Source organism: Pradoshia sp. Z4_20 (assembly GCF_058216035.1).
Genome location: NZ_JBZAJD010000001.1, coordinates 206,914 through 230,215 on the forward strand (window position 1 = coordinate 206,914; position 23,302 = coordinate 230,215).

Consider the following 23,302-nt stretch of genomic DNA (forward strand, 5'->3'; position numbering starts at 1 on the left):
TACAGTGTACGGAAGAACATATTTTTGCGGAGAAGTACCGGTAACAGCAATCGGAGAAGAAATCACTGTCAAAGGGTGGGTCCAAAAAAGACGTGACCTTGGCGGGTTAATTTTTATCGATTTAAGAGACCGTACAGGCATTGTCCAAGTTGTATTTAACCCAGATTTATCACCTGAAGCCCTAGGTCTAGCTGAAAAAATCAGAAGTGAATATGTATTAAGCGTACGGGGAAAAGTGGTAGCGCGTGAAGAGGGAACGATAAACAAAAACCTTAAAACAGGTAGTATTGAAGTTCAGGCAGAAGAGGTAATCATTATCAATGAATCCAAAACACCTCCATTTGCGATTACAGATAACGAAGAAGTATCTGAGGACCTTCGTTTATCTTACCGATATTTAGATCTTCGTCGTCCGGTTATGTTCGAAACGTTTAAAATGAGACATAAAGCGACTAAAGCAATCCGTGACTTCTTAGATGGAGAAGGCTTCCTTGATATTGAAACACCTATTTTAACTAAGAGCACTCCAGAAGGCGCGCGTGATTACTTAGTACCAAGCCGTGTGCATGAAGGTGAATTTTATGCATTGCCGCAATCGCCTCAAATCTTCAAGCAATTATTGATGGTTTCTGGAATTGAACGCTATTATCAAGTGGCACGTTGTTTCCGTGATGAGGACTTACGTGCAGACCGTCAGCCTGAGTTTACACAAATCGATATTGAAACTAGCTTTATGAGCCAAGAGGATATTCAGGATTTGACTGAACGCATGATGGCTAAAGTGATGAAGGAAGTCAAAGGAATCGAGCTTTCTTTACCACTACCGAGAATGACGTATGATGAAGCGATGAGCCGATATGGTATTGATAAACCTGATACTCGTTTTGCGATGGAATTAATTGACGTTAGCAATATCGTTAAAGATTCAGGCTTTAAAGTCTTCACAGGTGCAGTGGAATCCGGCGGACAGGTTAAGGCATTGAATGTAAAAGGTGCTGCTTCTAATTACTCCAGAAAAGATATTGATGCATTGGGTGAATTTGCTGCCCGCTACGGTGCAAAAGGGCTTGCATGGATGAAGATGGAGGAAGAAGGTCTAAAAGGACCAATCGCAAAATTCTTCCAGGATGAAGACGGAAAAGGTTTAATCGAGGTTACTGGTGCTGAAGCTGGAGACTTGCTGCTCTTTGTTGCTGATAAGAAATCCGTAGTCGCAGACGCATTGGGTAATTTACGAAATAAATTAGGAAAAGAATTAAACCTAATTGATGAAAGTAAATTTAATTTCTTATGGGTAACTGACTGGCCGCTTCTTGAATATAAAGAAGAAGATGGAAGATATTATGCAGCTCATCACCCATTCACAATGCCTGTTAGAGAACAAATTTCTTTGCTTGACGAAAACCCTGGTGAAGTAAAAGCAATTGCTTACGACCTTGTGTTAAATGGTTATGAATTGGGTGGAGGAAGCTTACGTATCTTTGAACGTGCTATTCAGGAAAAAATGTTTGAGGTCCTCGGATTCACACCAGAAGAGGCTAACGAGCAATTTGGTTTCTTAATGGAAGCCTTTGAATATGGTACTCCACCACATGGTGGAATTGCCTTGGGATTGGATCGTTTAGTCATGTTACTTTCCGGCCGTTCAAACTTACGTGATACGATTGCATTTCCTAAGACTGCAAGCGCGAGCTGCCTGTTGACAGATGCACCGAGTGAAGTATCTGAAAGCCAGCTTAAAGAGCTTAGTCTAAAGGTCTCAAAAATGGAATCGGGCTTGAAAAAGTAACCTGCTTTTGATATGATTAAATCAATTAATAGACGTCCTGAAGTGTACGTTATGCATCCTTTTTGTTTTGACCGAACATTTCTTTTAACGGGAGTCCGGAGTTTACCGCTTGCGCAAATGCCTTTTTCGTGAAGGACTTGCAACAAAGTGGAACAGGACACCCACCTGCCGAGGGCGGGCCAAAGCACTAGGCATCAAACGGCACAATTTGGGGCGTCTATACTTATGAAGAATTGTTATAACTCATTGCAGCTGCTGCAATGAGTTTTTTATTTTTATCGATGAAAAATATATCCTTTCATTCCTAGTAGGAAAGTATGGTATCATAAATCGAAACGACGGAACAGCTAATGAAGAAAAGGTACATAATTTTAGAACGATACAATACTGCAGTGGCTGTTAATCAATGGTTTATCTCAATTGTCTAAGCGAAAGAATAGCAAGTAAAGGGATTGGTAGATAATCGTGGCCTGCTGCTGAATCAGCTGAAACTGTATTTTACATCGATAAATGCTTTCGTTTAAAATACAATCAAAGAGTTAAGCGCGTATAGATGAACAGAAATGTTTAGGAAAATAAAAATAGGTAATTACATTTACTAACAAAATGAAATTGGAGTGGAGCTATTCATGTTGCATCAATTCTCACGTAATGAATTGGCTGTCGGGAAAGATGGCTTGGAAATATTAAAAAATACAACTGTGGCGATTCTAGGTATTGGCGGAGTGGGTTCTTTTGCCGTGGAAGCTTTAGCGCGATCCGGGGTGGGCACGTTAATCTTGGTAGATAAGGACGATATAGATATAACAAATGTGAATAGACAAATTCATGCGTTATTATCCACTGTTGGAGAGCAAAAAGTAGATGCTATGAAAAAGCGTATTTTTGACATCAATCCAGATTGCGAAGTAATTGCTTTAAAAATGTTCTATACAGAGGAAACATATCAGGATTTCTTCGCCTATAAACCGGATTATGTAATCGATGCCTCCGATACGATTATTTACAAAATTCACTTGATGAAAGAATGTTTGATAAGGAATATTCCTATCATCTCAAGCATGGGCGCAGCCAATAAGATGGATCCAACCCGCTTTCAAATCGCGGATATATCTAAAACACATACAGATCCATTAGCTAAAGTGATCCGTACAAAATTAAAGAAAGAAGGCATTCGAAAAGGGATTCCAGTCATTTTCTCCGATGAGAGCCCAATTGTGCCTTTTGATGAAGTGACAAAAGTGGTGGGCAACCAGGATGCAGATATTCGTAAGGCTAAATTCCCGCCTTCATCTAATGCGTTTGTACCATCTACGGCAGGATTGATTGCAGCAAGCTGGGTAGTAAGAGAAGCATTGAAGGAAATTAAAATCAAACGAGTGAATGATTAACGTTATGGGTGAATTGTTACCTGCATGTAAAAAAGATTGGCTAATAGAAGCCAATCTTTTTTACTGCTTATTTTTAAACTGTTCCAGTCTTTCATATATAGCAGCTAATCGTTTCTCCTCGCCGGATTCAATCGGATCATAGTATTTTGTTCCCTTTAAGTTGCCTGGGAGATAATCTTGTTTGACCCAGCCACCGAAAGTGCCGATAGGGTAGTCATGCGGGTATTTATAACCAACATGCCCGAGGTCTTTTGAGCCTGAATAATGGGCATCACGTAAATGCTTAGGGATATCCCCGACTTTGCCGCTTCGAATATCCGAAATGGCTTGATCCAATGCCTTATAAGCAGAATTTGATTTGGAGGATAGACACATTTCCACAACAGCCACTGAAAGCGGGATACGCGCCTCGGGAAGACCGAGACGTTCACTGGCGGTAACAGCTGCCAACACATTATTTCCGACGGAGGGATTTGCCAGTCCGATATCTTCATAAGCAATCACTAAAAGTCTCCGATTGACTGCAACCAGATCACCAACCTCAAGAAGGTGAGCTAAATAATATAAAGAAGCATGAACGTCGCTTCCTCTTATGCTTTTTTGCAGGGCGGATAACAGGTTATAGAAGTTTGAGCCTTTTTTATCTCCATAAACTCCTACATTCCCGCCTAAATCGTCAATGACTTCATCTTCTATGATATACGTATCCTCATCCCTGGTTGATGAGAAAACTGCTGATTCCAGCAGCGTTAACGATTTTCTTGCATCTCCATTTGAGTGAAGGGCAATTTTTTTTATTTGTTCCTCGGTGATTTGGATATCCATTTTTCCCAGACCATTTTTTTCATCAGAAAGGGCTCTTTGGAGCAGTGTGATGGTTTCTTCGACAGATAAGCGGGTAAGCTGCTTGATTTGGCCGCAGCGGCTCCGAATAGCTGGATTGACATCATGGAATGGGTTTTCCGTTGTGGCACCGATTAAAATGATATCGCCTCGTTCTACATGTGGCAGAAGATAATCCTGCTGAGCTTTATTGAATCGGTGAATCTCATCAAGAAAGAGGATAACCTGCCCGGTCAGACGTGTTTCATCAACAACTGCTTCGATATCCTTCTTCCCGGCTGTAGTTGCATTTAAAGCAATGAACGGTATTTTGGTGGTTCCCGCAATTGCATAAGCAATGGATGTTTTTCCAATGCCAGGTTCACCATATAATAACATAGAAGGGACATGCCCGTTTTTAATCATTTTATATAAACTGGTTTGTTTGCCGATGATTTCGTTCTGGCCAATAATTTCATCTAAGTTCTTAGGTCGCATTCGAAATGCGAGTGGTTCAGTATTCAACTAACTAACCTCCACAAATAAGCTTCAGGATGCTTTCATTATATCGATAAACGCTTCACATTCCTATATTTTCGTTTTTGCGTAAGAGCTGCGAATTTTATCCTTTCATGAGATTTCCTGTAGTCGAAACTGGTTTTTTTTACTATGATTAAATAGAAAATAAAAAATTAAGAAGAATGGTACTGAGTCATTGAAAATAGGCAATGATTTAATGTATGGTATACTTTTGTAGACTAAATGTAAGGCTGAGGTGCTAAGTAATGAAAATATCTACCAAAGGAAGATACGGACTTACCATTATGATTGATTTAGCTAAGAAACATGGAGAAGGTCCTACTTCCCTAAAATCGATAGCACAATCAAATAATTTGTCCGAACACTATTTGGAACAATTGGTTACCCCCTTGCGTAATGCAGGACTTGTTAAAAGTGTAAGGGGTGCCTATGGCGGCTATAAACTAACGAAAGATCCACATGAAATTACAGCAGGTGATGTGATCAAGGTGCTTGAAGGCCCAATTACACCGGTTGAAGGCATTGAGGACGAAGAACCTGTTAAACGGCAATTGTGGATTAAAATCAGAGATGCTGTAAAGGATGTTTTGGATAATACAACTTTGGAAGACTTGGCATCCTATGAAGAAGAGGACGACTCCACTCAATCATATATGTTCTACATTTAATATAAAGTAATTTTGTTTAGGCAAAGGAGGTATAGGCCATGGAACGGGTTTATATGGATCATGCAGCGACAACGCCTATGCATCCAGAAGTTATTGATGTGATGACGGAGGTTATGAAGAAGACTTACGGAAATCCATCAAGCATTCACCAATTCGGCAGAGAATCGAGAAAGCTAATTGATGATGCAAGAAGAGTGCTGGCTGAAAGTATTGGTGCACAAATAGATGAAATTATATTCACGAGCGGTGGTACAGAAGCAGATAATGCCGCAATCTATAGCAGTGTACAAGCTATGAAGAATAAAGGCAAACATATTATTACGTCAGAAATTGAACATCATGCCGTATTGCATACATGCCAGGCTCTTGAAAAAGAGGGATACGAGGTTACGTATTTGCCTGTCAATGAAGAAGGACAGGTAACTGTGAGTGCTGTTCAGGAAGCATTACGAGATGATACAGTTTTAGTGACAATCATGTTCGGAAATAATGAAGTGGGCACTATTCAGCCTATTCAGGAAATTGGCAGGCTTTTGGCTGACCATCAGGCATTGTTCCACACAGATGCGGTACAGGCATACGGAATCATTCCTATATCGGTTCATGAGTTAGCTGTGGATTTCTTAAGTGTGTCTGCACATAAAATTAATGGTCCGAAAGGTATTGGCTTCTTATATGCGCGAAAAGGCGTACCATTTAAGCCATTGCTACTTGGCGGTGAGCAGGAAAGAAAACGCCGGGCAGGAACTGAAAACGTGCCTGGGGCAGCAGGCTTTGCAAAGGCGGCTGAGCTGATGTCTAACACACGTGAGGAGAAAGCGAAGCAGTATAGAGCCTTTAAAGAAATAATGCTCCATGTATTTGACGAAGCCGGTATTAATTATTCCATCAATGGAAAGCTGGATGATTCACTGCCGCATGTATTGAATATTAGTTTTCCAGGAACGAGTGTTGAGGCTTTCTTAGTCAATATGGATTTGGCAGGGGTGGCTGTTTCAAGCGGTTCTGCCTGTACAGCTGGATCGATTGAACCATCGCATGTTCTTGTCTCGATGTTTGGAAAAGATTCAGAGCGGACAAAGAATTCAATTCGCTTCAGCTTTGGGCAGGGCAATACGGAACAAGAAGTAGAAAAAGCAGCGAAGATTGCTGTAAATGTGATAAATCGATTAGTGAAGTAAATAGGTATGAGGTGAAGTGTATAATGAAATCCCCGGCGGAAACTAGAGTTGTTGTCGGAATGTCCGGTGGAGTGGATTCTTCTGTTGCAGCTTATCTTTTAAAAGAGCAGGGCTATGACGTTGTAGGAATTTTCATGAAAAACTGGGACGATACAGATGAAAATGGTGTTTGTACAGCTACGGAGGACTATGAAGATGTCATCCGTGTCTGCAATCATATTGGAATTCCCTACTATGCAGTCAATTTTGAAAAACAGTATTGGGATAAAGTGTTTTCTTATTTCCTTGAGGAATATAAAGCGGGACGTACACCAAATCCCGATGTGATGTGTAATAAAGAAATTAAATTTAAGGCATTTCTTGAGCATGCCATGGATCTAGGTGCAGATTATTTGGCCACAGGCCATTATGCGCGTGTGGCTTACCAAGACGGAGAATATAAAATGCTTAGAGGGTTGGATAATAATAAGGATCAAACTTATTTTCTAAACCAATTAACTCAGGAGCAATTAAGCAAGGTTATGTTCCCGATTGGTGAGTATGATAAGCCAAAAATTAGAGAAATTGCCTTGGAGGCTGGCCTGCCAACGGCTACTAAAAAAGATTCTACAGGCATTTGTTTTATCGGGGAGCGTAACTTTAAGGAATTTCTTGGGCAATATTTGCCGGCTAAACCTGGTGAGATGAGAACGATGAGTGGTGAACTGAAGGGTAAGCATGACGGCCTTATGTATTATACATTGGGACAGCGTCATGGACTTGGAATTGGCGGAAGCGGTGAACCGTGGTTTGCGGTTGGGAAAGATTTAGAAAACAATGTTCTATTAGTAGAGCAAGGTTTTCACCATGACAGCCTCTATTCTGATTCTATTATCGCTGACAAAATGAACTGGATTTCCGAAAGGAAACCAGGTGATACTTTTGAGTGTACAGCTAAATTCAGATATCGCCAGGCAGATAATAAGGTAACAGTGAAAGTATTGGATGACAATCAGGCAGAAGTAATTTTTGCTGAGCCAATCAGAGCGGTGACTCCTGGGCAAGCTGCAGTATTTTATGATGGTGAAGTCTGCTTGGGTGGAGGTACCATCGATAAAGTTTATAAAAAAGGTTTAAAACTTGATTATGTTGGGTAAATAAAATAGCCAATTGAATGTGGATAGTCTGTTTCGTAGAGAAACAGGCTATTTACGTTCTGTAAAATATAAATATGCAGGTGATGAAGATGGATGTGAAGAAGTACGATTATTCACTTTCCAAGAAAGAGGTATTAGAAGTATTTGAAACTGATGCAGAAAGGGGGATAACGGAAAAAGAAGCCGAAGCGAGATTAAAAGACTATGGAAAAAATGAATTCGGAGTGGAGCAAAAAAATTCATTGTTAAAAATGATTGCTTTACAAATACATAACACACTTAATTACATATTGATGGTTGCCGCTTTATTCTCATTTATAGTGGGTGAAGTGAGTGACGGTTTAATTATTACATTTGTGATTATTATCAACACCATTATTGGTGTAGTCCAAGAGAAAAAGGCAGAAAATGCATTGGACGAACTAAAAAAGTTAGCAGCACCGAAAGCCTTGGTAAAAAGAGAAGGAAATGTCAGGGAAATAGATGCATCCTTGCTCGTACCTGGTGACTGCGTCTTACTTGAAGCCGGAAGGACAGTACCGGCTGATATTCGTATCATTCAATCCCATTCCTTGAAAATTGAAGAGTCTGCTTTAACGGGGGAGAGCCTTCCAGTAGATAAGGACGAGAATTGGAATTTGGAAAATCCTGATCAGCCACTTGGTGATTATCTTAATATGGCATTCATGTCTACTCAAGTTACAAATGGCCGAGGGATTGGAATTGTGGCTGCAACCGGGTTGAATACAGAGGTTGGGAAAATAGCTGAAATGCTTCACAGCACTGAATCCAGCAAAACTCCTTTGCAGAAAAATCTTGATCAGCTTGGGAAAAAATTAAGTTATTGTGCCATTATCGTTTGTGTCGTTATGTTCATTGTAGGATTAATGCAGGGACGGAATCCTGGAGAAATGTTTATGATTTCCACAAGTCTTGCTGTTTCGGCTATACCTGAGAGTTTATCGACAATGGTCATAATTGTTTTAACGCTAGGGGTAAGGCGCCTCATTAAGCAAAAGGCAATTATACGAAGAATTCCGGCAGTTGAAACTTTGGGTTCGGTTAGCATGATTTGTTCAGATAAAACAGGAACACTGACTTTGAACAAAATGAGTGTCGTTGAGCGTTATGTTAATTTAAAAGTTATAGAGGAAGATGTACCATATTCTGCGGATGACCAAAGGTTGATTAATCAATTGGCATTATGCTCGGATGCCACTTATGAACCGGAAGAAACCGGCGACCCGACAGAAGTGGCTTTTGTTAAAGCAGCACATGTGAATGGTTACACAAAGTCTGATTTAGATAAAGAATTTCCGCGTGTAGCCGAAATTCCGTTCGATTCAACGAGAAAAAGGATGACTACCATACATAAAGATGGCGATGGATACATTGTACTGACAAAAGGTGCAGTAGATATCCTGCTAGAGAGAATAACCACTATTCAACTAGATAGCGAAATAGTAAAAATGACGCCGGAATACATAACTGAAATTAATCAAGCTGTGATGCAGATGTCCAACCGCGCTCTTCGTGTAATGGCTTTGGCGGGAAAAAGAGTTTCGGCCGAAGCGATTTCTGAACTGAATGAAGAAGAAATAGAGAATGGTTTGACGTTTTTTGGAATGGTAGGCTTGATGGATCCGCCTCGACCGGAGGCAAAACTTCAAATTGAAAGAGCTCATCGTTCAGGAATTGAAGTAACGATGATTACAGGTGATCATCCGCAAACAGCGATTGCGATTGCGCACCGTTTAGGGATAACGGAATCCGATAAAGTTATCACGGGTGCCGAATTGAATCAAATGACACCTGAAGAATTGAAGGAAGCAGCAGTCGATACTCGTGTATTCGCCCGGGTATCACCGGAGCATAAAGTCCAAATCGTTCAGGCCTTCAAAGAAAATGGGCATATTGTTTCAATGACCGGTGATGGTGTTAATGATGCTCCTTCCTTAAAAACAGCTGATATTGGGGTTGCTATGGGACAAACTGGGACAGATGTTGCCAAGGGTGCCTCTGATATGGTTTTAATGGATGATAATTTCACCACGATTATAAAAGCGGTTGAAGAGGGTAGAAATATTTTTGCTAATATACGAAAATCTGTGCTTTTCCTTGTTACAAGTAACTTTGGTGAAGTTCTAGTGCTCTTTTTTGCCATCTTGCTTGGCTGGCCGACACCGTTACTGACCGTCCATATTTTATGGCTGAATTTAGTTGGTGATTCTATTCCAGCCTTTGCGCTTGGTGTAGATAAGAATAAGGATGTTATGCTGGATAAACCAAGGCCTAAAAAAGAAGGGATTTTCACGAGGGATTCAGTCATCTTCCTGATTTTAAATGGTTTGTTGATTGGTGTAGCTTCTCTCCTAGCCTTCCTAATTGGGTTGAAATGGGCTGCTGGAATTGATTCCATATTCGATTTACAATTTAATCAGCTTACAGACCATGAACTGAGAGTCGGACAAACGGTTGCCTTTATGGCACTAACCTTTATTAGCTACATGCAAGTATATAATGTCAGACATTTACGTAAACCAATCTGGAAAACAGATGTGTTTAGCAATAAATATTTAAATTGGTCTGTCATAGGTGTCATCTTGTTACAATTGGCAGTTGTTTATATCGAACCTTTTGCCAAATTACTCAAGATTGAACCGATAGGCTTAAGGGAATGGATCCTAATCTTCTTCTGTACAATTGGAACCATTGTCGTAAATGAAATTGTTAAGGGCTTCTTAAGATACTATGAAAAAAGAAAGGCTATGGATTAAGCTCCATAGCCTTCTATATTTCTTCGCTGATTCGATTAGCAATCAGGCGATATCCCTTGTCATTTAAATGGAGGCTATCACTGAAATAGTCTTTTTTTGTTTTATCCTGAAACAAATCATCTGTTGGTACGAAGGTGATAGATGAGTAGTTACTGACCGTTTCTTTTAGATCGTGATTCCAGTCATCTAGAATTTCGTCAAGGCGGTCGTCATTAGGAAATGGATTATATAATCCAACAACAATAAAGGGGACATCATGGTCAACCAGGCGAATGCTTTTCAAAATGTCATCTACATTATCAAGATAATCTTTTTTCCCTTTCTTTATAGCGGCTTGATTGATGGTTTGAAAATCACCGCCCAAACTTGTACGCAAATCATTAGTGCCTATAAATAAGATAATATAGTCAGCTTCATTCACTTTCTCACTTATTGTAGGATTCGCTAATTGTTTGATAACTCCCTCTGACTCCTGACCCGGAATTCCATAATTATTGATTTTATAATTTTTATTTGAGGATTCGCTTTCTGAAATTTTTTCAAGCTGACCGACATAGCCTTCCTCATGGCGATCGCCCACCCCATAGGTTAAGGAATCACCTAAAGCCATAATAACATGTTCCTGATTGGCTTTTATCTTTTCATCTAAAAAGAAGGTATATCCGATATAAATCAGTCCGATTGTTAGTAAAAGTCCGGTGGCATATTGTAGTTTCTTCATATCTCTCACTCCCATAAATATACTTCTACCCAAAAACCAATTAATTTTAACAAAAAGTGTAATATTTTTATGCTGTGTGATTAAGAGAGTAATCTAGGCATATTTAGGAAGGTAAACTGGTGGGATTTTCTATAACTTATAATGGATGGCGCACTGCTAGTCCAGATGCTTGTCTCTAGGACAACGGACTATCACTTTGTGGTATACTATTTCCATTCAGTTAGGAATGTAGGAGTGAATAGTATGGATAAAAATAAATTAGGTATTCAATATATGGAACAAGGAAAATGGGAGGATGCTGCAAAAGTATTTACCGAGATGATTGAAGAAAATCCAAATGACCCAGTAGGGTTTATCAATTTCGGCAATGTATTGGCATCGATGAACGACAATCAACGTGCGATTAAATTTTTTGAAAGAGCTATTGAACTGGATCCGGAAGCTGCGACTGCCTATTATGGATTGGGCAGCATTTATTATGAGCTCGATGATTTAGTGAAGGCGAAGGATCAGTTTGAGCTGGCTATCAAAAAAGGAATTGAAACAGCAGATGTGATGTTTATGCTGGGATTATGTCTGCTTCATTTAGACCAGCCGAAGCTGGCATTACCTTATTTCCAAAGAAGTGTTGAATTAAATCCGTCGGATGCAGAAGCTCAGTTCCATTATGGACTGGCTTTGGCAGGTGCTGAAATGTATGATATGGCGATTGATGCATGGAATAAGACGCTTGAAATTGATGAGTCACATGCAGATGCGTATTTTAACCTGGGTGTGGCCTACGGTGGGATTAAGGGAGATGCAGATAAAGCAATCGCTTATTTTGAAAAAGCGGTTGAAATCCAGCCTGATCACATCCTTGCTTTGAATGGGTTAAAACAAATGAAAGAACTGTTATAAACGGGAGGTGCTTCTTGTGGAACAAGAGTCGTTCGTCTTCTCCGACAATGACAAACCTTTCATTAAAGGAACACATTTGGTTACCATTTTTCATAATGAACAAAATTTATACTCGGTTGTACGAATCAGAGTGAAAGAAACGAATTTGAATTACGATGAAAAAGAAGCTGTTATTACCGGGTATTTCCCCCCTATTCATGAGGAAGAAATATACACGTTTTATGGGAAAATGAAAGAACATCCCCGTTTTGGGATTCAATTTCATGTAGAGACCTTCCAGCGTGAAGTTCCTGAATCAAAGGAGGGTGTGATTGCTTATTTATCCGGATCTCTTTTTAAAGGGATTGGGAAAAAGATTGCAGAATCGATTGTCGAAAAACTTGGCGAAAAGGCAATCTCCAAAATTTTAGCGAATCCATCATTGCTCGATCAAATTCCTAAGCTAAGCGGTGAAAAGGCAAAGCAATTGTATGATACTCTGGCAGCCAATCAGGGCCTGGAGCAAATCATGATTAATTTATCCAGCCTGGGGTTTGGACCTCAGCTGTCGATGAAAATTTATCAGGCTTATAAAGAGGACACGATTTCCATCATTGAGCAAAATCCATACCAGCTAGTCGAAACGATTGAGGGAATTGGATTTACTCGCGCAGATGAAATCGGACTGCAGCTCGGCATTGGAGGAAGCCATCCATCCAGGATTAAGGCAGCGATTCTCTATACACTTGACAGATCTTGTGTACAGGACGGGCATTCGTATACCGAGGCTGAGGAACTGTTGATCAGCGTAAAAACTCTCTTGGAACAAAATCAAAATGTGACCATCACTTTTGAGCAAATTACGGAATCACTTATCCAACTCGGTGAAGAGGGAAAAATCATTGGAGAAGAGAAAAGGTTTTATATGCCGTCCCTCTACTTTTCTGAAAAAGGGATTGTAACGAATATTAAACGGATTATGTCTCAGGACTCATATGCCGATCAATTTCCTGAATCTGAATTTTTATTGGAGCTAGGCAAACTAGAAGAGCGAATTGGGATGGAGTACGCTGAGGAGCAAAAGGATGCAATCTTTAAAGCCTTACATTCTCCGATGCTGATCCTGACAGGAGGTCCTGGTACCGGTAAAACAACCGTTATTAAAGGAATCGTTGAATTATACTCAGAATTACATGGGTTGTCCCTTAATCCAAAGGATTATAATAATGAAAATCCATTTCCATTTGTTTTAGCAGCTCCAACAGGACGCGCGGCAAAAAGGATGAAGGAATCCACAGGGCTTCCCGCCGTAACTATCCACCGTTTATTGGGCTGGAATGGGTCGGATGTTCAGCGTGATGAAGATAATCCAATCAGCGGAAGGCTTTTAATTGTAGATGAGATGTCTATGGTAGACATTTGGCTGGCCAATCAGCTTTTTAAAGCATTGCCGAATGATATGCAAGTCATCCTCGTTGGTGATGAGGATCAGTTGCCTTCAGTTGGACCAGGTCAGGTATTGAAGGATTTACTTGCCTCTTCCGTTATTCCTGTAACCCGTCTGGAATCGATATTCAGACAGGAAGATGGTTCTTCCATTATTCAGCTCGCGCATGCGATAAAAAACGGACAGCTGCCGCCAGATATTCGGAAACCGCAGGGCGATCGTTCATTTTTCTCTTGTTCCACTAATCAAGTAGCAGATGTGATTAGGCAGGTTGTAACCAATGCCCGCCAAAAAGGGTTCCCAGCCCGTGATATTCAGGTTTTGGCTCCAATGTACAGAGGGAGTGCCGGAATTGATTCCCTCAATGTCCTCCTGCAGGGCATTCTTAATGATAATCGCGATAAGAAGAAAAGGGAATTGACTTTTGGGGATGTGGTTTATCGGGTTGGAGATAAGGTTCTCCAATTAGTGAATCAGCCTGAAAATGGGATTTACAATGGTGATATGGGTGAAATTATTGCGATTATCTATGCAAAGGAAAATGAAGATAAGCAGGATCAGATTTTTGTTTCATTTGATGGCATTGAAGCGAAGTATACACGCCAGGAGCTCAATCAAATAACTCATGCTTATTGTTGTTCCATTCATAAATCCCAGGGAAGTGAATTCCCAATCGTCATATTGCCAGTTGTTAAGAGCTATCACCGCATGCTAAGGAGGAACTTAATTTACACGGCTATAACAAGGAGCAAACAGTTCCTGATTGTATGCGGTGAAGAGGAAGCCTTACGATACGGCGTCGGTCGCAGTGGTGAGGAGGAACGGCGAACAACTCTACTTGAAAAACTGCAGGAAGGGTTCCGTGATAAGGAACTTATCTCCAAACCTGAAAATCCAGTTACTGAAAATGAAAGTTCCAATGAAGACGGCTTGACGTATGAGCAAAAAATATTCCAAACAGATCCAATGATTGGGATGGAAAACATTACGCCTTATGATTTTATGATACGCGGTTAAAATACAAATGTCGGTCTTTAAGCTGAATGAATTCTGCATACAATGGACAAACTGGCAATTACAGAGATATTTTTTTATGAGGTGATTGCTATGAAATGTCCGAATTGCTCCAGCAAAGATATCGGCAAGATTGGCGTGAATCAATATTATTGCTGGAATTGTTTTGTGGAATTATCTATCCAAAAAGGAATTATGCATGTCCATCAGGTGGAAGAGGATGGAGTGTTAAGTTCTTTAGATGATTTGTTTAGCGAAGAAGACCGACAGATGAGTCTTTGATTCGTACTTCCTAAATTATGAGGTGAGTTGCTATGAATAAAATGGTTTCGTCGTTAATAACCTTAGGAGCGGGAATGGCGATCTATCGGAGTATGTCCAATAATGGAATGCTATCCGGCCGTAATATGAGAAAGATTAAACGAACAATCATGAAGTCATTTTGATTGGAAGTTAAGGGTTTAAAAGGTAGATTCTCTGCCTTTTAAACCTTTTTTAGTGTATGCCTGCAGAATCCCCATACATATTTTCTTTTAACATAAAGAAAATAGTACAGAGGTGGGATTTTTGAACATACAGATAAAGTGGTTTTATCGACTTGGATTTCTATTATTATTATTTATCGTATTATTTGTGTTTTACTTGCTCAGACCAATATGGTTTCCTGTTATACAGGTTTTTCTAACTGCATTATCACCATTTATTGGAGCCGCTCTTATTAGTTACCTCCTTCATCCCCTGGTGGAAAAAGTTCATCAGAAAGGTTTGCATAGAGGTTTGGCAATCGGTTTGATTTATCTGGTGTTTTTTGGGGCAGTCGGCTATGGATTGTATAAAGGAATTCCAGTATTCATTAACCAAATGATTGATGTTGCAGAAAGAGCACCAGAAATGGCAGAGTTATATCGAGGTTACATAGCTCGTTTTCATTCACAAACCTCAAGCTGGCCGTTTGGTCTGCATGATCGTTTGGAGCAAATCATCAGCTCTATAGAAATGAAACTGAGTTCTTCTATAACTGTATTAATAGAAGCGCTAAGTGGGCTGTCGGATTTTTTCATCTTTGTGTTACTCATCCCTCTCATATCCTTTTATTTACTGAAGGATGCTGAAAAGATTATTGATTTTGGTTTAAGATTATTTCCTAAAAAAAGCAGAGACACAACGAAAAAGTTCTTGAAGGATATCGACCATTCTTTGGGCGGATATCTTCGCGGACAGCTCTTGGTCTGTACGATTGTGGGATCCTTTGCCGCTATACTTTTCTGGTTATTTGGTATGAAGTATCCTTTATTGCTGAGCCTTTTTATTGGGGTAACGAATATTATTCCCTATTTCGGACCTCTGATTGGAGCGGTTCCGGCATTGCTCGTAGCGATCACTATGTCAACGGGCATGGTCATCAAGGTGGCCATTATCATTATTGTGATTCAATTTCTGGAGGGGAATGTCCTTTCACCAATTATCATGGGGAAAACGTTAAAGCTGCACCCGCTTATTATCATTTTTGCTTTGCTTGTCGGTGGTGAGATTAGCGGAATACTAGGCCTGATTCTTGCTGTCCCTATTTTAGCCTTTTTGAAGGTTGCTATTACTCATAGTAAAATATTAAGGAATAACCCTTAAACAATTCCTGAAACATTGACAAAGAAAACACTTATGACTATAATCCAACTTATAACGGAATATATTGAAATATGTTGATGGACCGAGTATGTTTAAGCCCTTCCGAATGTAAATCCTATTTACATGAAAGAGAGAAGTCTCCATGGCTGAAAGAGACTTTGGAAGAAGAGAGACAGAAAGCTAGTCCGGAGTGCGGGCAAAAACCCGCCGTTTAAACCGCGTTAAGGTTTCTGAGGTGACGAAACTTTTTAGATGTTTCGTAATCAGGGTGGTACCGCGAGTCAAGCTCTCGTCCCTGTTTTTAGGGATGAGGGCTTTTTTGTGTATAAAAAAGGAGGATTCAATCTTATGAAGTACATGACTGGGGCAGAAATTCGCCAAATGTTTTTAGATTTCTTTCAGGAAAAAGGTCACAGAATTGAACCGAGTGCATCGTTAGTACCGGTGGAAGATCCGACACTGTTATGGATTAATTCCGGAGTTGCAACATTAAAAAAATATTTTGATGGACGAGTTATTCCTGAAAATCCAAGGATTACGAATGCCCAAAAATCGATTAGAACAAACGATATTGAAAATGTTGGAAAAACAGCTCGACACCATACTTTCTTTGAAATGCTGGGTAACTTCTCTATTGGAGAATATTTCAGAGAGGAAGCAATCAAATGGGGCTGGGAGCTATTAACAGATGAACGCTGGTTTGCTATGCCAAAAGACAAGCTTTATATCACATACTATCCAGCAGATACTGATACCCTTAAGGTATGGAAAAGCTTAGGCGTACCGGATAGTCACTTAATTCCGCTTGAGGACAATTTCTGGGAAATTGGTGAAGGCCCATCCGGACCTGATACTGAAATTTTCTTTGACCGCGGTACAAAATTTGATCCTGAAGATATCGGCATTCGTTTAATTGAAGAAGATATCGAAAATGATCGTTATATTGAGATCTGGAATATCGTATTGTCTCAATTTAATGCAAATCCAGAAATACCGCGCAGTGAGTATCCTGAATTACCGAAGAAAAATATTGATACAGGGATGGGATTAGAGCGGATGGCATCCATTTTCCAAAATGGTGACACGAACTTTGATACGGATTTATTCCTGCCGATTATCCATAAAACTGAAGAAATTTCAGGTCAACAATATAGAACAAGTGCGGATAAAGATGTAGCATTTCGTGTTATTGCTGACCATATCCGTACGGTTGCGTTTGCAATAGGTGATGGAGCACTTCCTTCCAATGAAGGACGCGGATATGTTTTACGCAGATTGCTGCGCAGAGCTGTTCGTTTTGCTAAGAAAATTGGTATCAATAAGCCATTTATGTATGAATTGGTTCCAGTTGTGGCGGATATCATGGTAGATTATTATCCAGAAGTTAAACAGAAACAGGACTTCATAGCGAAGGTTGTTCGTAATGAAGAGGAGCGTTTTCATGAAACTCTTCATGACGGGTTAGCTATACTTGCGGAAGTTATTGAGGCTGAGAAGAAAAGGGGCAGCGATATAGTAAACGGATTTGATGTATTCCGTCTCTATGATACCTATGGATTCCCAGTTGAATTAACAGAAGAGTATGCTGAAGATGAAGGCATGAAAATCGACCGTAAAGGTTTCGAAAGAGAGATGGAAGCTCAGCGGACACGTGCACGTGCTGCTCGCCAGGATGTAGACTCCATGCAAGTACAAAGCGGTATTTTAGGTGACATAAAAGTACAAAGTAAATTTGTTGGATATGAAACCCTTAAATGCCCGGCAACAGTGGAAGTAATCATTAAAAATGGAGAAAAAGCGGACGATGCCATGGCGGGAGAAGAAGTTCAAATCATTTTTGACCAAACACCTTTCTATGCTGAAAGCGGCGGACAAATTGCGGACAAAGGATTCTTTGAATCTGAAGACCTACGAGTATTCGTGAAGGATGTTCAAAAAGCTCCAAATGGCCAAAACCTGCATACAGTTATCGTAGAATATGGATTACTGAAGGAAGGTGCGTATGGGAAAGCGGTTGTAGATGAAGCAAATCGCCGTAAAATCATTAAAAACCATACGGCAACTCATTTACTGCATCAAGCATTAAAGGATGTACTGGGCACGCATGTCAACCAAGCGGGTTCTTTAGTAAGACCGGACCGACTTCGTTTTGACTTTTCTCATTTTGGACAAGTTACAGAAGAAGAGCTAGAACAGGTTGAGCAAATCGTGAATGATAAAATTTGGAAGAGTATTGATGTAACGATTGAAAATAAACAGATTGAAGAAGCAAAAGCAATGGGGGCAATGGCTCTATTCGGTGAAAAATATGGCGATATCGTACGTGTTGTCCAAGTGGGAGATTATAGCCTTGAGCTCTGCGGTGGCTGCCACGTTCCTAATACTTCTGCTATCGGGCTGTTCAAAATTGTCTCTGAAGGTGGAATAGGGGCTGGTACCAGAAGGATTGAAGCAGTAACGGGCGAATCTGCGTATCTTCAATTAAAAGAACAAATTGGTGTTCTTCGCCAAGCAGCAGCTAAAGTTAAAGCTAATCCAAAAGATTTGCCTGTTAAAATTGATTCCCTATTAGGCGAATTAAAAGACGCACAAAAAGAAAATGAATCATTAGCAGCCAAGCTTTCCAATATCGAGGCAGGAAATATTCAATCCAAAGCTGAAACAATTAATGGTGTAACGGTTTTATCAGCGAAGGTAGAGGCTCAGGATATGAATAATTTAAGAAATATGGCTGATGACTTAAAGCAAAAGCTAGGGTCCTCCATCATTGTCCTTGGAAGTGCGCAAGGAGAAAAAGTAAACTTAATTGCTGCAGTTACAAAAGATTTAATAGACCAAGGATACCATGCCGGTAAAATCATTAAAGAGGTAGCGGCACGCTGCGGTGGTGGCGGAGGTGGACGTCCTGATATGGCTCAGGCCGGCGGTAAGAACCCTGCTGATTTAGAAGCAGCACTTGAACTGGTAAAAGATTTGGTTAACAAATAAAAACGGGGCAAAGGATTTGCCCCCCTTCTTTTTGAATCTAATCATTTTGGCATGGATAGTATTGACTAGCCAAAACTATCATTCGAATTTTATTATTAGGTTTAAGTAGTGTACAATAAGAGGAACAATGGAAATATAGCTTTTTGAATGAAAGCGGGGTGCGTTGGAATGAGTTCATTTGATAAAACAATGAAATTTAATTTCCCGGAGGATTCTTTTGAGCATGACGTTAGCCATGTTTTAATGGAAGTCTATAATGCTCTAAATGAAAAAGGTTACAATCCTATTAACCAGATTGTAGGTTATCTTTTGTCAGGAGACCCTGCTTATATTCCGCGTCATAATGATGCACGAAATCTTATTAGAAAGCTTGAAAGAGATGAGATTATAGAAGTTCTGGTCAAATCTTATTTAGAGCAGCAACGAGAGGGATAATATGCGAATTGTAGGTCTTGATGTGGGTAGTAAAACTGTGGGAGTCGCCATCAGTGATGAAATGGGCTGGACTGCTCAAGGTTTGGAAACCATAGCAATTGACGAAGAAAAAAATCAGCTTGGCCTGAAACGTTTAGATGAAATCCTTAAACCTTATAAAGTCGATAAATTTGTCGTAGGTTTGCCGAAAAATATGAATGGAACTGTAGGTCCGCGAGGCGAGGCAAGTCAGTATTATGCTTCAAAGCTTGAAAAACGATATAAGGTTCCGGTCGTTTTGTGGGATGAACGTTTAACCACAATGGCCGCAGAACGGGTTTTATTAGATGCAGATGTAAGCCGTAAAAAACGCAAAAAAGTTATAGATAAAATGGCCGCTGTCTTAATTCTGCAAGGATATTTAGATAGTGGCGGCAAATAATTTAGAGGTGATCAGACATGGAAGAAAATATGATAACAATTGTTGATGAAGATGGTAACGAGCAGTTACACGAAATATTACTTACGTTCGAATTGGATGATTATGATAAGCAATACGTTGTATTTGCACCAGTAGGAAACGAAGGCGAAGAAGATGAAGACCTCATCCATGTAGCTTCTTATATTCCTGATGAAACAGGTGAAGTCGGAACATTAAATGATATAGAAGATGATGAAGAATGGGCTCTAGTTGAAGAAGTCATTAATACATTCTTCGACGAAGAAGAATAAACTGAAAATATAGCTCTCCCGGTTTTATCGGGGGAGTTTTTTTATGTGTAGATTTAAGTATTGTGGAATAATGATGAAATGGTTTTACAAGGAATGGTGAAAGGATGATTATTCAAGAGATTTTAGGTAAATTCTCCGAAAAATAGAGCATGTTATAAAAAAGTAATGGTCAATTCATGAAATTTATTATATAATCAAGCGGTTTAAGAAAAAGTTTTATGATAATCATTGACAGATTCCGCTAATGTTTGCAATAAATAAAGAGGGCTTGTAATAAAATGCCTTAGGGGGGCATCACTTTTGGATAATGATAAAAATTGGAAGAAAGAGCAAATGAAAATAAAGCTACTTGAAAGACAGAGTGAAGCTAGAGTGGTACGGAAAATTGTTACTGTTTCGTTAGTTGCTGTCATCCTTGTCATGACGCTTGTTGGACTTGGTGGGTATTTGTATATCTCCTCCGCATTAAAACCTGTTGACCCAGATAATAAAGATGCAATCAAGGTGGAAATCCCTCGTGGTTCAGGAATTAGTTTGATTTCTCAAACATTAGAGGATAATGGAGTCGTTAAAAACGCGAAAGTATTTAAATACTATGTCAAGTTTAAAAATGAATCTGGTTTCCAGGCTGGAACCTATAATTTATCACCATCTATGACAATTCAGGAAATCATCGATCAAATCAAAAATGGAATTGTAGCTGAGACCTATCGAATTACTATTCCGGAAGGAAGAGATCTGGAACAAATTTCAGAAATTATTGCCAAGAAAACAGGCAAAAAGTCAAAAGATGTCTTAGCCGTTATAAATAAAAATGGATTTATTAAAGAAATGATGAATAAGTATCCTGATTTATTAACGGATGATATTCTTGCCGAGAATGTCAGATATCCATTGGAAGGATATTTATATCCAGCAACGTATTCATTTTATGAGGAAGATCCAACAATAGAGTCAATTGTTAGCGATATGGTAAAAAAAACCAATGAAATCTTAGCGAAGTATAAGGATGAAATGTCCAAGGATAAATGGACACCGCATACACTATTAACAATGGCATCCTTAATTGAAGAAGAAGCAACTGAGAAGGTGGATAGGGATAAAATATCTGCTGTGTTTAAAAACAGGATGGAGAAGGATATGCGATTGCAAACTGATCCAACTGTTCTGTACGCATTGGGAGAGCATAAAGATCGGGTGACATACAAAGACTTAGAAGTCGACTCACCATATAATCTTTATCGACATAAGGGGTTAACCCCTGGACCAATTGCCAATGCAGGTGAAACCTCTATTCAGGCGGCATTAAACCCTGCAGATATTGATGACCTATATTTCCTTGCTACTAAATCGGGAGAAGTCATCTTTAATAAAACATTAGAAGAACATAATAAAGATAAGGCAAAACATATAACGAATAATTAAGCATTTGGAGGGGAACTATGGAAGAGAAGAAACGTTTCGCTTCTTTCCCCTAAATATGCTAAAATATTCGAAGTGCATAAAAATAGTGTATGTATTTAAAGAAAGCCACCTGGCTTTCTCATTTTTTTGAATTAAGCAAAGTACAGGGTTTGGAGGAATAAGGATGAATAAGAATCTTGATCACTATTTACAGACTCTTGTACCTTCCCGAAATGATTTATTAAGTGAAATGGAAGAGTATGCAAGGGAAAATGGTGTTCCGATTATGGAATTAACCGGTATGGAGTCTATGTTACAGATTCTAAAAATCCAAAAGCCGCGAAAAATTTTAGAAATTGGAACAGCAATTGGTTATTCTGCTTTACGAATGGCGTATACGCTGCCAGAAGCTTCAATACTGACAATTGAAAGAGATGAGGAACGTATTGAAAAAGCTCATCATTTTATTGAAAGAGCGGACATGAAGAGTAGAATAAAGATTATAAAAGGTGACGCCCTTGAGACAGAATCAGCTGTCTCTCCAGAAGGACCTTTTGATTGTATATTTATCGACGCAGCTAAAGGACAATATAAACGTTTCTTTGAAATATATGAAAAGTCTTTGGCAGAGGGAGGAATTATCCTTTCCGATAATGTTCTCTTTAAAGGCTTGGTGGCTCTTGAACAGGAAGAGATTGAATCTAAACGAACAAAAAATTTAGTTAATAAAATAAAAGGCTATAATGAATGGCTCATGAATAAGGAAAACTTTGATACTGTCATTATCCCTGTCGGGGATGGTTTGGCTATCAGTATTAAACGAGGTGAAAAGGCATGAAAACCCCTGAGCTATTACTAACACCTACTAAGGTTGAAGATATCATCCCATTAATTGATGCAGGTGCAGATGCATTTGTTATAGGGGAACAACGTTATGGACTGAGACTGGCTGGAGAATTTAACAGAGAGGCTGTTAAAGAAGCAATCCAGCTAGCCCATTCAAAAGGAAAGAAAGTATATGTGGCTATGAATGCCATCTTCCATAATGAGAAAGTGGACGAGCTGTCCGATTATTTGCGTTTCTTAGATGCCAATCAAGCTGATGCTGTCATCTTTGGAGATCCAGCTGTTTTGATGGCTGCTCGTGAAGCAGCTCCGAACCTGCCACTGCATTGGAATACAGAAACAACAGCGACCAACTGGTTCACGTGTAATTACTGGGGAACAAAAGGAGCTAAGCGTGCAGTCCTTGCCCGGGAAATTAATATGGACGCTATCATTGAAATTAAAGAACATGCCAAAGTCGAGATTGAAGTACAGGTGCATGGAATGACAGCCATGTTTCAGTCAAAACGGACGCTTATCGGGAATTACTTTAATTACCAAGGCCGCAATATGAAAGTGGATAGCCTGGAGGATCAAAAAAGCTTATTCCTGCACGATCCTGAGCGTAACGCTAAATACCCAATCTTTGAAGATGAAAACGGCACTCATATTATGAGTCCGAATGATATTTGCATTATTGATGAATTGGCAGAAATGCTCGATGCTGGGGTAGACTCCTTTAAAATTGATGGAATCTTAAAGGATTCTGACTATCTTATTGAAGTAACCAAATTGTATCGCGAGGCAATTGATTTATATGCAGAGAATCCGGATCTATACGAAGATAAGAAGGAAGAACTGCTGCAGAAAGCTGAAGAAATTCAACCGGCAAACAGATCGCTGGATACAGGCTTCTTTTTCAAGGAGACTGTTTATTAACAGGGAATG

Annotated in this window: 20 protein-coding genes and 1 other RNA gene; 19 read left to right on the forward strand and 2 right to left on the reverse strand. The window is 39.6% G+C overall.

Going from position 1 to position 23,302, the window contains the following annotated elements:
• The first annotated feature begins 4 nt into the window (after positions 1–4).
• The 3 genes from aspS (at position 5) to AC4BHP_RS00955 (ending at position 3,180) form a co-directional block, all read left to right on the forward strand.
• Positions 5–1,789, forward strand: coding sequence for an aspartate--tRNA ligase (gene aspS, locus AC4BHP_RS00945; RefSeq protein ID WP_139892609.1), 1,785 nt, complete (start codon positions 5–7; stop codon positions 1,787–1,789).
• Positions 1,790–1,820: 31 nt separating this feature from the next.
• A non-coding RNA gene (gene ssrS, locus AC4BHP_RS00950) (6S RNA) lies at positions 1,821–2,008 on the forward strand.
• A gap of 410 nt (positions 2,009–2,418) precedes the next feature.
• Positions 2,419–3,180 carry a tRNA threonylcarbamoyladenosine dehydratase gene (locus AC4BHP_RS00955; protein ID WP_066105431.1) on the forward strand — a complete coding sequence of 254 codons (762 nt, stop codon included), beginning with the start codon at positions 2,419–2,421 and terminating at the stop codon, positions 3,178–3,180.
• A gap of 60 nt (positions 3,181–3,240) precedes the next feature.
• Here AC4BHP_RS00955 and AC4BHP_RS00960 read toward each other — a convergent pair whose 3' ends face one another.
• On the reverse strand, positions 3,241–4,527 hold the full coding sequence (locus AC4BHP_RS00960; protein ID WP_066105428.1) for a replication-associated recombination protein A: 1,287 nt from the start codon (positions 4,525–4,527) through the stop codon (positions 3,241–3,243).
• Between the two features lie 260 nt (positions 4,528–4,787).
• Here AC4BHP_RS00960 and cymR point away from each other — a divergent pair, with 260 nt between their 5' ends.
• The 4 genes from cymR (at position 4,788) to AC4BHP_RS00980 (ending at position 10,304) form a co-directional block, all read left to right on the forward strand.
• The gene (gene cymR / locus AC4BHP_RS00965; RefSeq protein WP_066105425.1) at positions 4,788–5,210 is read left to right on the forward strand and encodes a cysteine metabolism transcriptional regulator CymR; all 423 of its coding nucleotides are present in this window, start codon (positions 4,788–4,790) and stop codon (positions 5,208–5,210) included.
• A gap of 38 nt (positions 5,211–5,248) precedes the next feature.
• A complete protein-coding gene (locus tag AC4BHP_RS00970) occupies positions 5,249–6,391 on the forward strand; it encodes a cysteine desulfurase family protein (RefSeq protein WP_066105423.1) in 1,143 nt (380 codons plus the stop codon).
• Positions 6,392–6,411: 20 nt separating this feature from the next.
• Positions 6,412–7,527 (forward strand): tRNA 2-thiouridine(34) synthase MnmA, encoded by a 1,116-nt coding sequence (gene mnmA, locus AC4BHP_RS00975; RefSeq protein WP_066105682.1) that lies wholly within the window; start codon positions 6,412–6,414, stop codon positions 7,525–7,527.
• Between the two features lie 89 nt (positions 7,528–7,616).
• Positions 7,617–10,304 carry a cation-translocating P-type ATPase gene (locus AC4BHP_RS00980; protein WP_066105420.1) on the forward strand — a complete coding sequence of 896 codons (2,688 nt, stop codon included), beginning with the start codon at positions 7,617–7,619 and terminating at the stop codon, positions 10,302–10,304.
• A 13-nt stretch (positions 10,305–10,317) separates the two neighbouring features.
• Here the strand turns inward: AC4BHP_RS00980 and AC4BHP_RS00985 are convergent, their stop codons facing one another.
• Positions 10,318–11,025, reverse strand: coding sequence for a GDSL-type esterase/lipase family protein (locus tag AC4BHP_RS00985; protein ID WP_490551096.1), 708 nt, complete (start codon positions 11,023–11,025; stop codon positions 10,318–10,320).
• A gap of 243 nt (positions 11,026–11,268) precedes the next feature.
• Between AC4BHP_RS00985 and AC4BHP_RS00990 the strand changes: the two genes are divergently transcribed.
• The 12 genes from AC4BHP_RS00990 (at position 11,269) to AC4BHP_RS01045 (ending at position 23,293) form a co-directional block, all read left to right on the forward strand.
• The gene (locus AC4BHP_RS00990) at positions 11,269–11,925 is read left to right on the forward strand and encodes a tetratricopeptide repeat protein (RefSeq protein WP_066105415.1); all 657 of its coding nucleotides are present in this window, start codon (positions 11,269–11,271) and stop codon (positions 11,923–11,925) included.
• 16 nt (positions 11,926–11,941) lie between these two features.
• Positions 11,942–14,368 (forward strand): SF1B family DNA helicase RecD2, encoded by a 2,427-nt coding sequence (gene recD2, locus AC4BHP_RS00995; RefSeq protein ID WP_490551097.1) that lies wholly within the window; start codon positions 11,942–11,944, stop codon positions 14,366–14,368.
• A gap of 90 nt (positions 14,369–14,458) precedes the next feature.
• Positions 14,459–14,647 carry a YrzR-like zinc ribbon domain gene (locus AC4BHP_RS01000; protein WP_066105409.1) on the forward strand — a complete coding sequence of 63 codons (189 nt, stop codon included), beginning with the start codon at positions 14,459–14,461 and terminating at the stop codon, positions 14,645–14,647.
• Between the two features lie 32 nt (positions 14,648–14,679).
• Positions 14,680–14,811 (forward strand): YrzQ family protein, encoded by a 132-nt coding sequence (locus AC4BHP_RS01005; RefSeq protein WP_077248072.1) that lies wholly within the window; start codon positions 14,680–14,682, stop codon positions 14,809–14,811.
• Positions 14,812–14,923: 112 nt separating this feature from the next.
• Entirely contained in the window at positions 14,924–15,991 is a 1,068-nt protein-coding gene (locus tag AC4BHP_RS01010) for an AI-2E family transporter (RefSeq protein ID WP_306821560.1), read from the forward strand.
• A gap of 348 nt (positions 15,992–16,339) precedes the next feature.
• Entirely contained in the window at positions 16,340–18,979 is a 2,640-nt protein-coding gene (gene alaS / locus AC4BHP_RS01015; protein ID WP_490551102.1) for an alanine--tRNA ligase, read from the forward strand.
• Positions 18,980–19,147: 168 nt separating this feature from the next.
• Positions 19,148–19,414, forward strand: coding sequence for an IreB family regulatory phosphoprotein (locus tag AC4BHP_RS01020; RefSeq protein ID WP_066105399.1), 267 nt, complete (start codon positions 19,148–19,150; stop codon positions 19,412–19,414).
• A 1-nt stretch (position 19,415) separates the two neighbouring features.
• Positions 19,416–19,835 (forward strand): Holliday junction resolvase RuvX, encoded by a 420-nt coding sequence (gene ruvX / locus AC4BHP_RS01025; RefSeq protein ID WP_066105397.1) that lies wholly within the window; start codon positions 19,416–19,418, stop codon positions 19,833–19,835.
• A 17-nt stretch (positions 19,836–19,852) separates the two neighbouring features.
• Positions 19,853–20,125 carry a DUF1292 domain-containing protein gene (locus AC4BHP_RS01030; protein ID WP_066105394.1) on the forward strand — a complete coding sequence of 91 codons (273 nt, stop codon included), beginning with the start codon at positions 19,853–19,855 and terminating at the stop codon, positions 20,123–20,125.
• A gap of 300 nt (positions 20,126–20,425) precedes the next feature.
• Positions 20,426–21,550 (forward strand): endolytic transglycosylase MltG, encoded by a 1,125-nt coding sequence (gene mltG / locus AC4BHP_RS01035; RefSeq protein ID WP_225983611.1) that lies wholly within the window; start codon positions 20,426–20,428, stop codon positions 21,548–21,550.
• Positions 21,551–21,713: 163 nt separating this feature from the next.
• The gene (locus AC4BHP_RS01040) at positions 21,714–22,367 is read left to right on the forward strand and encodes an O-methyltransferase (protein WP_066105391.1); all 654 of its coding nucleotides are present in this window, start codon (positions 21,714–21,716) and stop codon (positions 22,365–22,367) included.
• Positions 22,364–23,293 carry a peptidase U32 family protein gene (locus tag AC4BHP_RS01045; RefSeq protein WP_066105387.1) on the forward strand — a complete coding sequence of 310 codons (930 nt, stop codon included), beginning with the start codon at positions 22,364–22,366 and terminating at the stop codon, positions 23,291–23,293. Before AC4BHP_RS01040 ends, AC4BHP_RS01045 begins: the two co-directional genes overlap by 4 nt.
• Positions 23,294–23,302 lie beyond the last annotated feature (9 nt).